General features: G+C 62.6%; 14 protein-coding genes and 1 tRNA gene. 6 read left to right on the top strand and 9 right to left on the bottom strand.

The window, feature by feature from the left end; genetic code table 11:
* The first annotated feature begins 11 nt into the window (after positions 1-11).
* Complete coding sequence (locus BM374_RS17915; protein ID WP_092294400.1) at positions 12-1,079, top strand: UDP-glucuronic acid decarboxylase family protein; 1,068 nt, start codon at positions 12-14, stop codon at positions 1,077-1,079.
* A 129-nt stretch (positions 1,080-1,208) separates the two neighbouring features.
* Here BM374_RS17915 and BM374_RS17910 read toward each other — a convergent pair whose 3' ends face one another.
* Positions 1,209-3,212, bottom strand: coding sequence for an APC family permease (locus BM374_RS17910; RefSeq protein ID WP_244552619.1), 2,004 nt, complete (start codon positions 3,210-3,212; stop codon positions 1,209-1,211).
* A 535-nt stretch (positions 3,213-3,747) separates the two neighbouring features.
* Between BM374_RS17910 and BM374_RS17905 the strand changes: the two genes are divergently transcribed.
* Positions 3,748-4,407, top strand: coding sequence for a hypothetical protein (locus tag BM374_RS17905; protein WP_143270213.1), 660 nt, complete (start codon positions 3,748-3,750; stop codon positions 4,405-4,407).
* Between the two features lie 401 nt (positions 4,408-4,808).
* On the opposite strand, the gene BM374_RS17900 is transcribed toward BM374_RS17905, so the two are convergent.
* Both BM374_RS17900 and BM374_RS17895 read right to left on the bottom strand, forming a co-directional pair.
* Positions 4,809-4,893 (bottom strand) — tRNA-Leu (locus tag BM374_RS17900).
* A gap of 157 nt (positions 4,894-5,050) precedes the next feature.
* Positions 5,051-5,293: a FliM/FliN family flagellar motor switch protein gene (locus BM374_RS17895; protein ID WP_011088012.1), complete on the bottom strand. Its 243-nt coding sequence runs from the start codon at positions 5,291-5,293 to the stop codon at positions 5,051-5,053.
* A gap of 113 nt (positions 5,294-5,406) precedes the next feature.
* Here BM374_RS17895 and lipB point away from each other — a divergent pair, with 113 nt between their 5' ends.
* Together lipB and BM374_RS17885 are read left to right on the top strand one after the other, a co-directional pair.
* On the top strand, positions 5,407-6,144 hold the full coding sequence (lipB, locus tag BM374_RS17890; protein ID WP_092294393.1) for a lipoyl(octanoyl) transferase LipB: 738 nt from the start codon (positions 5,407-5,409) through the stop codon (positions 6,142-6,144).
* Positions 6,145-6,344: 200 nt separating this feature from the next.
* Positions 6,345-7,058, top strand: a complete 714-nt coding sequence (locus tag BM374_RS17885; protein ID WP_177248378.1) for a DNA helicase — start codon at positions 6,345-6,347, stop codon at positions 7,056-7,058.
* Between the two features lie 43 nt (positions 7,059-7,101).
* Here the strand turns inward: BM374_RS17885 and BM374_RS17880 are convergent, their stop codons facing one another.
* Entirely contained in the window at positions 7,102-7,524 is a 423-nt protein-coding gene (locus BM374_RS17880) for a tautomerase family protein (protein WP_092294391.1), read from the bottom strand.
* 112 nt (positions 7,525-7,636) lie between these two features.
* On the opposite strand from BM374_RS17880, the gene BM374_RS17875 reads away from it, so the two are divergent.
* Complete coding sequence (locus BM374_RS17875) at positions 7,637-8,491, top strand: LysR family transcriptional regulator (RefSeq protein WP_092294388.1); 855 nt, start codon at positions 7,637-7,639, stop codon at positions 8,489-8,491.
* A gap of 5 nt (positions 8,492-8,496) precedes the next feature.
* Here the strand turns inward: BM374_RS17875 and BM374_RS17870 are convergent, their stop codons facing one another.
* From BM374_RS17870 to BM374_RS17860, 3 genes are read right to left on the bottom strand one after another with little or no spacing between them, the layout of a single operon-like run.
* The gene (locus BM374_RS17870) at positions 8,497-9,933 is read right to left on the bottom strand and encodes a TIGR01777 family oxidoreductase (protein WP_092294386.1); all 1,437 of its coding nucleotides are present in this window, start codon (positions 9,931-9,933) and stop codon (positions 8,497-8,499) included.
* Positions 9,930-10,595, bottom strand: a complete 666-nt coding sequence (locus BM374_RS17865; protein WP_092294384.1) for a DUF4166 domain-containing protein — start codon at positions 10,593-10,595, stop codon at positions 9,930-9,932. Before BM374_RS17865 ends, BM374_RS17870 begins: the two co-directional genes overlap by 4 nt.
* A 16-nt stretch (positions 10,596-10,611) precedes the next feature.
* Entirely contained in the window at positions 10,612-11,169 is a 558-nt protein-coding gene (locus tag BM374_RS17860) for a GbsR/MarR family transcriptional regulator (protein WP_177248377.1), read from the bottom strand.
* Positions 11,170-11,323: 154 nt separating this feature from the next.
* On the opposite strand from BM374_RS17860, the gene BM374_RS17855 reads away from it, so the two are divergent.
* The gene (locus tag BM374_RS17855) at positions 11,324-12,865 is read left to right on the top strand and encodes a PAS domain-containing hybrid sensor histidine kinase/response regulator family protein (RefSeq protein WP_092294379.1); all 1,542 of its coding nucleotides are present in this window, start codon (positions 11,324-11,326) and stop codon (positions 12,863-12,865) included.
* Between the two features lie 25 nt (positions 12,866-12,890).
* Here the strand turns inward: BM374_RS17855 and BM374_RS17850 are convergent, their stop codons facing one another.
* Both BM374_RS17850 and BM374_RS17845 read right to left on the bottom strand, forming a co-directional pair.
* The gene (locus tag BM374_RS17850; RefSeq protein WP_092294377.1) at positions 12,891-13,190 is read right to left on the bottom strand and encodes an acylphosphatase; all 300 of its coding nucleotides are present in this window, start codon (positions 13,188-13,190) and stop codon (positions 12,891-12,893) included.
* Complete coding sequence (locus tag BM374_RS17845) at positions 13,187-14,053, bottom strand: isocitrate lyase/PEP mutase family protein (protein WP_092294375.1); 867 nt, start codon at positions 14,051-14,053, stop codon at positions 13,187-13,189. The genes BM374_RS17850 and BM374_RS17845 overlap by 4 nt, the downstream gene beginning before the upstream one ends.
* Between the last annotated feature and the right edge of the window lie 48 nt (positions 14,054-14,101).

Raw genomic sequence — 14,101 nt, 5'->3', positions numbered from 1 at the left:
GAGAGCTTGCCATGACACTCCAGACCCGCATCCCCACATTCCGTCGCTCGCCGACTGTGCTCATCACCGGCGGCGCGGGCTTCATCGGCTCTCATCTCTGCGATTCTCTCCTGCAACGCGGCAACAGGGTGATTTGCCTCGACAATCTGTTCACAGGCAGCGTCGACAATATCAGGCCGCTGCTGAACCATCCGAACTTCCGCTTCATCGAGCACGATGTGCGCGAGCCGATCGAGCTCGGCGGCGAGATCGACCGGATCTACAGCCTCGCATGCCCTGCCTCGCCCCGCCATTATCAAAAGGACCCCATCGGGACGATGAAGACGTGCGTGCTCGGCACCATCAACCTGCTCGAGCTCGCGCGACTGAAAGGCGCGCGGGTTCTGCAGGCCTCCACGAGCGAGGTCTACGGCGATCCGGAAGTGCATCCGCAGCCGGAATCTTATCTTGGCAACGTCAACCCGATCGGGCCGCGCGCCTGCTACGACGAGGGTAAGCGCGCTGCCGAGACGCTGATGTTCGACTATCACCGCACGCATGGCACCGAGATCAAGGTTGCGCGCATCTTCAACACCTATGGCCCGCGCATGCTGGAGAACGACGGCCGCGTCGTCTCCAATTTCATCGTACAGGCGCTCCGCGGCGAGCCGATCACGATCTATGGCGGCGGCACGCAGACGAGAAGTTTCTGTTTCGTTGACGATCTGGTGCGGGGCCTCCAGTTGCTGATGGAAAGCCCCCCATCGGTGACCGGACCCTGCAACCTCGGCAACCCGCATGAGGTCACCATCGAGGCCATCGCCCGCAAGGTCCTGACGTACACGGGTTCGGCTTCTGCGCTCCGCTTCGAGGCACTGCCGAAGGACGATCCAAAGCGCCGCAAGCCGGGCATCGATACCGCCGTGCGACTGCTGGGATGGCGCCCGCGTGTGGCGCTGAACGATGGACTTCAGGCTACGATCGCCTATTTCGCGCTGCAGATCGCGGGCGAGACGCCCTCGTTGGTGCCGACCATTGCGCGGCGCCGGACGGACCGCACGGCACGAAATCAAATGAAGGTTGTCGACCCAAGCCTGTAATGCTCGTTTGCAATGAGGACCGGCGGGACGCCCACGTCAGGATGGTGGCCGCAGCAACCTCTTTCAGCCTTCACTCCACGGGCTCCGTCCCGCCAAGCCGTTGCATCACACAGATCGCATTGTGGCGCATTACGCCGCCTGGCCATGTGTCGCCCCATGCTTTATGCGAAGAGGCACGTTGATCACTGTCAGGTCTTCGTCCCCGAGGCGGAGCAGCCGTGAACGCAGACGGGCCGCCCGATGTGTATGCAGAAGGTGCTGGTACCATCGATCCTTCACCACATCGGGAATCAAGACTGCAATACGCTTGTGCGGATGCCGGGTTTTTATCTCGTTGATCAACTCGACCATGGGGATCTGCAGATTTCGATACTGGGATTGCAGAATGACGAGACGGGGCGGCGACTTCCCTGCTCGGCTCAAAGGCTCTTCCAGTTGGGTCCGCCAGCGCTCCTCCAGCCTCCGCCGCTCTTCTTCCTGATCCGGCCCAGATAGCTTCAGAAGATGGATCGCAGTCACGTTCGGCGAGATGCTCATCGCAAATGTCAGGGCGTTTTCGCTCAGCTTGGTCCAGCTCTCGAATGCGACCACGGCGATCGGTGCGCTCAACGCGCCGATGTCGATGGGCGCTGCAGCGCGAAGCTCATCGAAAAGCTGATCGTAATAGCTACGTATGCCCTTGAGCAAAACCATGACGATCGGAAGCACCAAAATTGTGATCCAGGCCCCTTCAAGAAATTTCGCAGCCACGATCACGATCAGAGCGAGTCCGGTCGTGAGCGCGCCCGCCGTGTTCACGGCAAGATGGGTCTTGTTTTCCCGATTTGAATGTCCGGCTGCTATGGTCCTGCGCCAATGCAGAACCATTCCGGCCTGCGAGATCGTGAACGTCAGGAAAGCACCGATCGCGAAGAGCGGGATCAACCTGTCGGTAATCCCTCCGAATGCAATCAGCAGAACGCCGGACGTTAGGGCCAGATAGAGGATCCCGACATCGAAGACCAGGCGGCGGCCCGCGATGGCGAATGATTTCGGCAGAAAACCATCTTCGGCGACAACCCGGCACAGGCGAGGGAAATCCACGAAACTGGTATTGGCCGAAAAGGCCAGGACGCAGAGCAGCGACCCGATCGTCGTGTAGTAGAGCACGCCTTCGCCCACCACCGCCGCTGAAATCTGGGACAACACGCTGCGATACCCGTCCTGCTCCTGGGACATCGCACCGATCCCGTAGCTACGGGCGAGGAACGCGATCCCAAGCAACAACACGCAGAGAATAACGACGATGGCAGTCAGCGTTCGATGCCCGTATTTCACCGTGGGCTCCCGAAAGGCGGTCATGCCATTGGAGACCGCTTCGACACCCGTCATGGCGGTGCAACCGCTGGCGAACGCGCGCAAGAGAAGCCAGAGGCTCGCCGCCTCCGTAGCCTCCCCTGTTGGTGGCGGCGGCACGACGGCTTGTGGATGACCGCCGGACGAGAGCGCCTGATAGACTCCCAGGCCAAGAACAAGGCCGAAGCTTACGACGAAGAGGTAGGTTGGGAGCGCGAACACGCGACCGGCATCAAGGGTGCCGCGCAGGTTCACTATTGTGAGTATGGCAAGGATCGCCAGACAAAGGGGCACGATGTATGGATGCAGCGCAGGCGCGGCCGATACCAGCGCACCTATGCCCGCTGCGATCCCGACCGAGACATTGAGGACATAATCCACCATCAGCGCGGCGGCCGCCAGGAGACTGGTGTTCGTACCCAGATTGTCTCTCGCGACGATGTATGCACCCCCATTGCTGGGATAGGCGCGGATGGTCTGCCAGTATGAAACGAAAAGAACCGCCAACAGGGCCACGATCGGCACCATGACCCAGCCGAGGTAGGATGACGCGCCTGCTCCGAGAGGGATCAGGATCGAGAGCGCGGCTTCGGGTCCATATGCAGACGAGCCGAGCCCATCCAGTCCCATCGCCGGCAGCCCTTCCAGGGCCCCGATCTTCCGCTCGTTGAACTCGCGATTGGCTAACCGTCTGCCGAAAATAAGGTCGAGTACGCTCACAGAAGGATCCGAAAATGAGAGACGGAAGGACCTTGCATAAATAAAGAGGCTTCTTTCTTCTTTCGCCAATCCCGTCACATCATTTTCCGGATCAGCTTCTTTCTACAGTAGTCACTTCCCTTCCTACCGCTCGCTCATCCGTGAGGTCCGCAGCTTTGCTGTGGTATGACGAAGTCATGCCTGCACTCGCGTCTGCCTCGATGAACGCGTATTTCGTTTGGTGCCTAGGCATTGGACATCGAACGTTCCTCGTTTTGCGCACCGAGCAACTCATGAGATCAGCCGGTTTTGCTTTCAACACGCGCTGCTAACAGCGGTTCCTCGCCTCTTCCCTTCGCGGTGCAAGTCATGGGATGGCCAGAAGGATCGCAAACGCGGCAGCAACAACGGCCCATCTGATTATCCGGATGAGTTCTTAATCGAGGCTTGGCGGCAGCTGACAGACTCAGTTCCCGGGGATGCACATGCTGGTCCGGCTTGTGAGCCGGACTGCCAGCGTCGGGAGAAATAGGCTGCGGCCTCGAAAGCCATCGCGACTCCGGATACGACGCCCAAAATGAAGGATCGCGGCATAGGCGGGGTCGGCGCCCGTATCATCGGAGGATCGGCGTGCATGGACGAACAGGCCGGCCTCCGCCGAAGCCTCGTGCATGACAAGATCGGAGACGCGGCCGGAACGATCACCAAGCACGTCGGTCATGTCATCGATGGTGGCTACTTCGACAATAATGGCACCGTCTCATCTCAAGAAGTTGCAGCCGCAACGATGAATCCTCTTGGAATAGCCAAATTTGAGAACGCGTGCGCGCCGGGCTTCCGAAAGTCGATCTTCCTGGAGATTCTGAATGATACCTCAATGACCGACCTTGATAGCGATAGGGACAATCTCGACAACGATAGTAGCCTTGCCAGCCGAGTGCGCGAGCTTTCAATTCTCGCACCAGAGGTACCATTTCATCCACTGATTGTTGCCGTAAATGGGCTCGAGTCGAGCCGAGCAGCTAGAGCAGTCCATTCGTCGAAAACTTTGGCAAGATACTCCCGATCGCTCTGCGGAAGTCACTACTTCATGATTCCTCTTTGCAGGGGGATCGTGCCCTCACCGGCTTTGGGCTGGATGTTGAGCGAGGACAGCAGAGCCGCTATGGACAGAATGCTCGTCGGTGGCATCGAAACGAGCCTTTATGAGAAGCGCGCGGACAGACTGAATTTCTACGACTGCTACAATCTAGTTCAGAGCAATCTGGTCGAGATTTTTGGTCTTCTGCGCTAGTTTAGTCGACGGGATTCCAGGCTAACAGACGGGCAACGCGGTCGCCGGAAGGCGCGCCATCGTGCACTGGCAAGCCTCGCCTTGAGGCCATACTCACGAAGCGATCGGATGATGTCGGCAGTTCCGACTATTCTGCCGCCCAATTGATGTCGCACCTGATCTGGATCGATCGGAACGTCTTGGAATCGAAGTAGCAGTGTCAGGCAAGCGAGACCTGAATCGATACTCGCTCCATCTCCGAAGCCTTTGCTGCGCTTGGTTATGGCAAGAACCACCCAGCCATTGAGTGGCTTGCAGCGCCACGGGCGAACGGCACGGGAACGGCTAGCCAGAACGGAGTGGTAACATTCCCGGGCAACACCCAGAAAAAACTTAATCATTTCAATTAGAAATGTGGATTTTGGTGCGCTCGGAGGGACTCGAACCCCCACGGTGTTACCCACTGCCACCTCAAGGCAGCGCGTCTACCAGTTCCGCCACGAGCGCTAGGAGATACCGGCCTGAGGTCTAGAGGCTGGCCGGATCAGCGGCCGCCGATCTAACAAATCCATCAGGGGGATACAAGCCTGCAAAGGCCCTGAATTCCACAAGCTTGGCAGGAAAGTCTCACCCGCCCGTATCGGCCCTATCAGGTGGGCCGGCCCTACCGCGTCCCCGGCGTCCGCGGCAGCATCTGCTTGACCTCGACCGCGATTCGGTTGCGGTCGACCAGCACGACGCCGGAGGCCACCGGCAGATTGTTGGCCAGGACCTTGACCTCGTCAGCCTCGGTTGCGTCGAGCTCGATGATGGCGCCGCGGGAAAGACGTAATACCTGATGGATCGGCATGGTGGTCGTCCCGAGCACGACCATGAGATCCACGGTAACTTTATCGAGTGTGGGCACTGTCAGGACCGCCGCAACTGGAGACTTAAGACCTTTGAGACTTAAGACTTGGAACTCAACGCCAAAGGACTTGGCATTTACGCCTGCGATCATCACCACGTTATGGTTAGCCAATGGTTAATTCGCCTCAAAACCTGCGCCAAGAGCTCGATTTGACGTCATTTTCCGCCGCTGGCGGCGAGCCAGTCGAATGGCGGATTTCGGACGCGCCGGTGCCCTATCCGCAAGCCGTGGCCGAAATGGAGGCGCGGGTTGCCGCGATCGCGGCGGGCGAGGTCCCGGAGCTGGTCTGGCTGCTCGAGCATCCCCCGCTCTATACGTCCGGGACGTCAGGCAAGCAGACCGACCTGCTCAATCCACGATTCCCGACCTTCGCGACGGGGCGCGGCGGGCAGCTCACCTATCACGGCCCCGGCCAGCGGGTGGCCTACATCATGCTCGACCTCAAACGCCGTCGGCCTGACGTACGGGCCTATGTCGCGAGTCTTGAGGAGCTGATTCTGAAGACCCTCGCCGCCTTCAACATCCGCGGCGAGCGGCGCGAGGACCGGGTCGGCGTCTGGGTGAAGCGGCCCGATAAAGGACCGGGGCATGAGGACAAGATCGCGGCGATCGGCGTGCGGCTGAAGCGCTGGGTCTCGTTCCACGGCATCGCCATCAATGTCGAGCCGGAGTTGTCGCATTTCGGCGGCATCGTGCCGTGCGGCGTCACCGATGCCCGCTACGGCGTGACCTCGCTGGTCGATCTTGGCCAGCTCGTGACGCTGGCCGACGTCGACGTCGCGCTCCGGCAGGCCTTCGAAGAGCTGTTCGGGCCGACCCGCGCGCTGCTCGCGGAAGCGGCCTCCTGACACTTTTTCTGTTCGAGCCGGCTCGGGCGTGTTCACCGTTCATCGCGGAATCAGCTACGCTTGTTTCAGGCGCCGCCCACGCCTCCCCCCTCCGCCGGGAAAGCAAACCTCATGCCGGGCGACTAAACCATCGGACCGACTGTTCGAGCACTGGGCATAAGGAGGGATTGCGCTTTCTGCTCGCATCAGGAGGTTTGACGATGAAACTGTCTGCACCGATCTATCATCTGAAGCGTAAGGCAAAATGCCTGTCCCGCGACGAGGGCATTCCCCTTCACGACGCGCTCGACCGCATCGCGACGACGGAAGGCTTTTCCGCCTGGAGCATGCTCGCAGCAAAAGCCGCGGCATTGACGCCCGCCAACAAGCTATTTCCGCAGTTCAGGCCCGGCGACCTGGTTCTGATCGGCGCGCGTCCCGGTCAGGGCAAGACCTTGATGAGCCTTGAACTCGCGGTGGAGGCGATGAAATGCGGCCATCGCGCCGCATTCTTCTCGCTCGAATACACCGAGAAAGATGTACTAGACCGGCTGCGGGCGATCGGCGCTGAGCCAGCGCAATTCGACGAGCTGTTCGAGCTCGATTGCTCCGACGCCATCAGCGCCGACTACGTCGTCAAGCAAATGGCAACAGCTCCGCGCGGCACGGTCGTCGTGATCGACTATCTGCAACTGCTCGACCAGAGGCGGGAAAACCCCGATCTCACCGTGCAGGTGCACGCACTGAAATCCTTCGCGCGCGACAAGGGACTGATCGTCGTCTTCATCTCGCAGATCGACCGGTCCTATGATCCAGAGACCAAGCGCTGTCCTGACATCAGCGATGTCAGGCTGCCGAACCCGCTGGACCTGAAGCTGTTCGACAAGACGTGCTTCCTGAGCAACTCCGAAGTCCAGTTCCGGGCCGCCAGCTGACAAACGAGCCGCGGGTGAGATCGCGACCCGCGGCTCAAAGGCCTCACGCCGCCCTCAGCGGCACGTCGAGCTTGCCGGCGATGTAGCGGCGTTCCTGGCTCAGGCCGCCAAAGCCGTAGGCATCGCCCTTGACCTCGTCGACATGCAGGTAGGTCTCGGGGTGCAGCGGGCCCAAAATCTCCGCCATGCGCTTGAACATCTCGGCGAGATAGGCCGCCTTCTCGTCCTTGGTGTTGGTGCCTTCGGTGACGTGGATGTCGATCCAGTAGCTGGCAAGCTTCTGCTCGGCGAGCGACTTGCCGCCCGCGAACCAGTCCCCCGCATCGACCGGCTTCACGATGATGGCGGTGACGTTGGGATCCTTGTGCAGGATCTTTGCCGTCAGCTCGGACACGGCGTTCGCGATGTCGGCCTTCAGCGACGGCGACTGGCGGGAGGTGGTGTAGGACACGGTGATCAGGGGCATGGTCGTTCTCCTCAAGCTGTCCGCGCTGTCGGCGCGGCGTTGGTGAGAAGCTAGACCTTCCGCTGTCATTTTGGTATCTTATCGCTGATGATACCAGTGATAACTAAGATTAATGACAGCTACACTCGACATCGCCACCATCAAGGCCTTCCTGCTGGTCGCCGACCTCCAGAGTTTTACCCGCGCCGCTGAGGCGCTCGGCACGACGCAGGCGGCCGTCAGTCTCAAGCTGCAGCGGCTGGAGGCCGTGCTGGGCAAACGCCTGATCGAGCGCTCGCCGCGTGCAGTCCGGCTCACCGCCGACGGGGCGGCGTTCCTCGATCGCGCCCGCGCGCTGATGGCCGCGCATGACCGTGCGCTGTCGGGCGAGGCACCGGCCGCGCAGTCGCTCTCGCTTGGCATCTCCGATCACGCCGCCGGCCCCGAGCTAGTGCCGCTGCTGGAGCGCCTGCACGCGATGTCGTCGAACCTCACGCTCGCCGTCACCATCGGCTTCTCGCGCGAAATGCAGGACATCTATGATGCGGGCGAGCTCGATGCGGTGATCGTGCGTCAGGAAGGCAGCCGCCGCGGCGGTGAAAAACTGACTGAGGACGAGTTCGGCTGGTTCGCGTCGCGACGCTTCACCCCGCCGAAGGGCGAACCTCTACCACTCGCGACCCTCGCCCCGCCCTGCGGTGTCCGTGCCGTCGCCGTCCGCAAGCTCGACAGGGCGGGCGTCAGCTGGCGCGAACGTTTTGTCGGCGGCGGCGTGACGGCGGTGGTGGCCGCTGCGCTCGCCGGCCTCGCTGTCGCACCGCTGGCGCGGCGGATTGCTCCGCCGGGCCTCATCGACATCGGGCCTGCGCACAAGCTGCCGAAACTCGGCAGCTCGAAAGTGATGCTGCATTCGAAGGTCAGCGATCCCGCCAAGCTCGCGGCGTTGCGGGCGGTGGCCGCGACGTTCCGGAGCTTGGCCACAACCTGAACTCCTCAGAGAATCGCCTCGAATGCACTGCGCAGCGTCTCATGCCGAAAGACGAAGCCGCGGCTCAGCGCCTTGTTCGGCAGCACGCGCTGTCCGCCGAGCAGCAGCTCGTCGGCAAAGCCGCCGCCGATCCAGCGCAACAGACCGCCGGGAATCCGGAACACCGCGGGCCGGTGCAGGCGTCGGCCGAGCTCCTCGGTGAACTTTGCGTTGGTGACGGGGATCGGCGCGGTGGCATTGACCGGCCCGGTCAGATCGGGCGTCGCCATCACATAGGCGATCAGTCTGATCAGGTCGTCGCGCTCGATCCAGGACATCCATTGCCGTCCGGTGCCGAGGGGACCGCCGAGCCCGAACTCGAACGGCGTCAGCATGCGCGTGATGAAGCCGCCTTGCGTGCCGAGCACGAGACCGATGCGCAAGAAGACCACACGGACGCCAAGCTCCTCTGCCGGCCGCGCCGCTTTCTCCCAGGCCGCGCACAGCTCGTGGCTGAAGCAGGCGTGCGACTTGGCGGATTCCGTCAGGACCTGGTCGGCCCACAATCCATACCAGCCGATCGCCGAGCCGCTGATCAGGACCTCCGGCTTGCGGTCAAGCCTTGCGATCAGCTTGATGACCTCGCCGGTCATATCGACGCGCGAGCCGATGATCTTTGCGCGCTTCGCTTCAGTCCACAGGCCGTTGCCGATCGGCTCACCGGCGAGATTAACGATGGCGTCGATCTGCGTGTCGGCTGCGAGCTGATCGAGGCTGGTGATCAGCGTCGCCGGCGGCGGCAACATCTCGGCCTTCGCGGGGTTGCGGATCAGCGCGATGACATGATGCCCTGCCCCGCTGAAGCTCGCTGCGAGGCGGCTGCCGATGAAGCCTGTGGCGCCCGTGATCAGCACGGTTTTGCGGCCAGGCAGCTTCTCGACGAGACCATTGGCAGGAACGCTGCGCGTGCGGCCAAGCCGGCGCATCGCGGCAAAATCCCTGATGCCGCAGAGTGCCGCGCCGACGGCGCAAGCGGTCGCGGCGATGCTGAGCAGGCCCTCATACACGACCGCTACCCCAAAGGGCTGCATCGCCCAGGCGATCAGCACGGGCAATAGCAGCACCAGGATGGCGCCGTAGTTGATCGCGAGCAGCGTGTGATTGATCCGTTCGCTCGGCGGCAACTTTCGGCTCAGATCCTCCTCGACGAAGTCCATCAGCGTGATGACGATCTCGGCGATCAGCACGGCGACGATCAGCAGCGCCAGCACGCCATAGACCAAAAGCCAACCGAGCAGCAGGAACAGCAGCGCATAGAGCATATTGCGGATGCCGTGCAGCTTCAGCTCGAAACGCTGCGACGGACGCCAGGCCAGGCGTTCGGTGAATTCGTGGTGATAGAAGGTGTCGAACACACCCATCACGATCTGGATGGCGATGAGCGTCCACAACAGCGGCGTCATGATACGGCCTCCCTGAACAATGCAGACTGGTGGATCAGCGCGCCGTAGCGCGGATGAACGACATCGAGGGTGAAGCGGAACGCACCCTCACCGAGATCGCTGTGCGTCACGGTGAGATCGCCCGGCGTGAGCCATTGCGGCAGCGGAATCCACAAGCGTCCGAGCTGCAGGCCGTATCCGGCGCTGCGGAAGGTCAGCGTCTGGCCTTCCACCGCGATGCGCAGCGCCATCGAGATGCCGAAGCCGACATATTCCTCGAGCCCGGTCGGGCCGGCGAAACGCTTGGCGGAATGGATCACCTGCGGAAAGCCGCGCTTGCGCGCACAGATCCGGGTCCAGGTCTGACCGCCGGTCGCGCCGTCCTCGGTGACCGTCACGATCATCGGCACGCCCGTGTCGCGCCCCGTGGGGAGCGGCCCGCCGATCAGGCGCGCGGCCTGCGCCAAGCACCAGCCGATGTCGCTGAAGGCGACCTCCTCGACCACACCGACATAGACCACGCTGTCGCCGTCGGCGACGCGCTTGGAGAAGCGCCGCCAGGTCGCGAGCGGCAGCCGGCCCCAATCCTGGTCCGACAGCAGCGCGCGGAAGCGGCGATCGTCGAGCAGTTTGATGTGAGCGGAGGTTGGTGCGTTCGAGCCTGATATTCTCGCCGACGTCATCGCAACCTCCACAAGCTTATTTGGCTTTGCCCAGCGGCAGCAGGTTGGCGATCTTCTCGCCAAGGCGCATCAAGGCGACCAGCCGCGGCCGCGGCACTTTCAGCATCTGCATGAACCAGTGGTCGGCGAGCTCGGTGAAGTCGAGCATCTCCTTCAAGCGTTTGCTCGCGACCGGATTGATGGTCGGATCCTCGGTGGCGTCGGATACGCAGGCCCTGAGCGCCGCGATCGCCGGATCGAGCTCCCGCTCCTTGCGCCGTGCCGCGATGCGGGCTGCGACCTCCCAGATGTCGGTCTCGGCCTCGTAATGATCGCGACGGTCGCCGAGGATCGGCACCCTCCGGATCAGGTTCCAGGCGAGCAGCTCCTTCAGCGAGTTGGAGACGTTGGAGCGCGCCATGCCAAGCGTCTCGGCGATATCTTCGGCCGTCATCGGTGTCTCGGCGAGATAGAGCAGCCCGTGGATTTGGCTGACTGAGCGGTTGACGCCCCACTGATCCCCCATGTCGCCCCAGTGCAGGATGAAGCGTTCGACGGCGGCCGGGAGTTTCTTCTTTCCGGTTATTTCTGTCATGACAGAAATATCTGTCCGATGTGAGCGCATGTCAAGTGCTCGTCGGCGCCTTGCGCCTTGCATACCCATCCGCTCCATTTGCCCAAAAAGGTCTCAGAGGAACGGGAACCAAACCCATTCTGCAGCGTTTGCTCCGGTCGAGGTGGGGTCGGGAATGATCAGAAAGTCCAGTCAACAGAGAGACTTGTTCGAAAGCGAACGGAGTTTCCGGCTGTTGGTGGAGGGGGTCGCGGACTACGCCCTCTACATGCTCGATCCCACCGGCATCATCACCAGCTGGAACATCGGCGGGGAACGGATCAAAGGCTATTCGCCCCAGGAGATCCTCGGCCAGCACTTCTCGCGCTTTTACACCGAGACTGACCGCGCCAACGGCAAGCCTGCCCGCGCGCTCGGCATCGCGCGGGACCAGGGCCGCTATGAGGAGGAAGGCTGGCGTGTCCGCAAGGACGGCACCTTCTTCTGGGCCAGCGTCGTGATCGACCCGATCTACGAGGACGGCACTCTCGTCGGATTCGCCAAGATCACCCGCGACATTACCGAGCGCCGCAACACTCAGCTCAAGCTCGAGGCGATGCAGAGACAGCTTGCAGAGTCGCAGAAGTTCGATGCGCTCGGCCAGCTCACTGGCGGCGTCGCGCACGACTTCAATAATTTGCTGATGATCATCAGCGGCAGCCTTCACATTCTCAAGAAAGGCGCCATCGACGATCCCAGGCTCGAGCGCGCGATCTCAGCGGTCGAGACTGCGACGAAACGCGGCGCGGCGCTGACCAACCAGCTCCTCACCTTCGCCCGCCGCCAGAGCGTCAACCCGCAGTCGATCGACTTCGCCAGCCGTCTCGAGGCGATCCGCGACGTGCTCTACGCCGGCGTCGGCAGCGCGGTGCGTCTTGCCTTCGACGTCAACCGCGAGATCTGGCCGGTCAAGGCCGACGTTTCCGAGCTCGAGACGGCGCTGCTCAACCTTGTCATCAATGCGCGCGATGCGATGCCGGACGGGGGCACGGTGACAATCAGCGCACACAACGTCGTGGAGGACGAGCCACCGCATGCCGGCGAATTCGTCGCGATCGGCGTCGCCGATACCGGGCTCGGCATTCCCTCGGACGTGCTCGACAAGATCTTCGAGCCGTTCTTCACCACGAAGCCGATCGGGAAAGGCACCGGCCTCGGCCTCTCCCAGGTGCACGGCTTTGCCCACCAGGCCGGCGGCACCGTGAAGGTGACCAGCGAGCTCGGCAAGGGCACGACCTTCACCATCCTGCTGCCGCGGGAGACCGCGACTGCACCGCGTGAAACGCCTGGGGCTGCGCTGCTGCGAGGCAGCGGCACAGTGCTGTTGGTCGAAGACAATCCCGACGTTGCCCTGGTCAGCACCGGCCTTCTAGAGCAGCTCGGCTACAACGTACATCGCGTCGCCGATGCCGAAGCCGCCTTGCATGAGGTCGAGAAGAATAGCATCGACTTCGTCTTCTCCGACATCGTGATGCCTGGAAAGATGGATGGGCTCACCCTCGCCCATCGTCTCCGCCAGCTTCGCCCCGGCCTGCCAATCCTGCTCGCCACCGGTTACAGCGACGTCGCAGCTGGCGTGCGCGGCGATTTCCCGATCCTGCGCAAGCCGTACGAAATCCACGAGCTGAGCGAAGCGATTTCGAAACTGCCAAGGTACCTCTCCCGAAGGGAGAGGTAAACACTGCGAGAGCCGATCATTCCCCTCACACCGTCGGCAGTACCGAGAACGCTTCCCCTGCCCTGCGCAGGTTCAGCTCATCCGCACTTGCCGTCTCACTCGTCACGCTATCCACGCGCGAGGACGGCGGACCATGCCGGCAGAGCGCGACCATGTCGGCGACATGCTTGGGCGCGCCGGCGAACAGCGCCTCCACGCTGCCGTCGCGGCGGTTGCGGACCCAGCCTTCGAGGCCGCTCGCGGTCGCCTGGTATTCAACCCAGGCGCGATAGCCGACGCCCTGGACTTGCCCTCGGATCATGACCTGGAGGATCGCCCGGCTCATGGCTTGAGCCCGAGAAGAGCCGCACTGCGCGCCTTGACTTCGGCGTCCCGCGTGATGCGACTGGTCAGCTCCGCCGACGCCAATCCCTTCAGCGCTTTGGGCGACCTGCCCTCGCGCAGCGCTTTCTGGACATCGTAGACCGCCTGCGTCGCCGCCGCGATCGGCGCATGGCCCTGAAGCGCGATCCGTACGCGCAGGCCCTGTAGATAATCGATGTCATTCAGTTCGTCGGGCGCACCGCCGAGCACAATCGGCAGACGCGTGGCGGACGAGATCGCCTCGATTTCGGCGCGCGACTTGATGCCGGTGAAGAACAGCGCATCGACACCGGTCGCTTCATAAGCCTTGGCGCGGCGGATCGCGTCATCGATCGAGGTGATGGAGGCAGCGCCGGTGCGGCCCATGATGACGAGCGAGGGATCGCCGCGGCCGTCGAGCGCGGCCTTCATCTTGCCGACGCCCTCCTCCAGCGAGATCAGCTGCGCCTTCGCCTCGCCGAAAGCTGCGGGAAGCAGCGTGTCCTCGATGGTCAGGCCGGCAGCGCCCGCGGTCTCCAACTCCTGCACCGTACGGCGCACGTTGAGGGCATTGCCGTAGCCGTGGTCGGCATCGACCAGCACCGGCAAACCCGCGGCGCGCGACATCCGCCGCATCTGCTCGGCAAGCTCCGTCAGGGTGATCAGGGTGACGTCGGGATCGCCAAGCACCGCAAGCGATGCGACCGAGCCGCCGAACATGCCGAGCGGAAAGCCGAGATCCTCGGCAATACGGATCGAAATCGCGTCATAGACCGACCCGGGATGGACGCAAGCCGAACCCGAGAGGATGAAGCGCAGTTTCTCGCGACGGGAACGAAAGGCCATGATGCTGTCTCGGTCGAGTTATGGAGGCCGCGCGAGCCCCACTCACAC

This window comes from Bradyrhizobium sp. Ghvi, from assembly GCF_900115265.1.
Classification (GTDB): Bacteria; Pseudomonadota; Alphaproteobacteria; order Rhizobiales; family Xanthobacteraceae; genus Bradyrhizobium.
Note: the sequence above shows the minus strand (reverse complement) of the source record. Positions and strands in the feature narration are given on the sequence as shown.